Origin of the sequence: Massilia sp. CT11-108, from assembly GCF_047302915.1 — a bacterium.
Classification (GTDB): Bacteria; Pseudomonadota; Gammaproteobacteria; order Burkholderiales; family Burkholderiaceae_D; genus Telluria; species Telluria orientalis.
This window is the reverse complement of sequence record NZ_JBKYMO010001035.1, coordinates 1-817: the sequence shown is the minus strand read 5'-3', so window position 1 is coordinate 817 and position 817 is coordinate 1. Positions and strand designations below refer to the sequence as shown.

The 817-nt window shown below is 72.6% G+C and carries 1 pseudogene; it reads left to right on the top strand.

The features are described 5' to 3' along the window. Nucleotides 1-69: 69 nt before the first annotated feature. A pseudogene (locus ACEN88_RS32950) lies at nt 70-817 on the top strand (VWA domain-containing protein); the annotation flags it as partial.

The window sequence follows — 817 nt, the reverse complement described above, 5'->3', positions numbered from 1 at the left end:
AAAGACACAGCTGGCGCTGACGTCGCCGTACACGCACGCGATCCGCGTCCTGCCCCGGGAGCCGCGTTGATGGCGGCCGACATGCGGCAGTTGACGGCACGCTGGCACGCCGCCTGGCCGCAGGCGCTGGCCGCGTGGAGCCGCTACACGCACCTGCACGACCCGCGCCTGTGCGCCAGCACGCTCGCGGCGGCGAAGGAGGGCCTGCGCGGCAGCTTCGCGATGATCCGCCTCGCCGACCAGAGCGTCGTGATCGACCTGGAAGCCGTGCGCAAGTATGGGCTCGACGATTACGCCGTCGAGATCCTCGCCCACGAGATCGGCCACCACGTGCTCGCACCCGGCAACGCGACGGACCACATGCGCATGCTGGCGCGCATCCGGCGCGGGCTGCCCAGCCTGGAGGAGCAGGCGCCGCTCGTCGCGAACCTGTACACGGACCTGTGCATCAACGACAGGCTGCAGCGCCAGTGCGGCCTGCGCATGGCCGACATCTATCGCGCGCTGGCCCGCGCCAGCACGCCGCGCAACCCGATGTGGACGTTCTACATGCGCCTGTACGAGCACCTGTGGCAGCTCGGGCGCGGCACGCTGGCGGGAGAAAGCGTCACGGAAGCGATCGATGCGGACGCGTGGCTGGGCGCGCGCCTCGTGCGCGCCTACGCGGACGACTGGATGACGGGCGCCGGCCGCTTCGCCGCGCTCGTGCTGCCGTACATCGCGGACGACGCCGGCCGCCTGGCCGCGCTGCGCGCCCTGCACGACACGGAGACCGCGGCGGCCGGCTGTGCGCCCGGCGCCGTGCACGAGGTCGAGG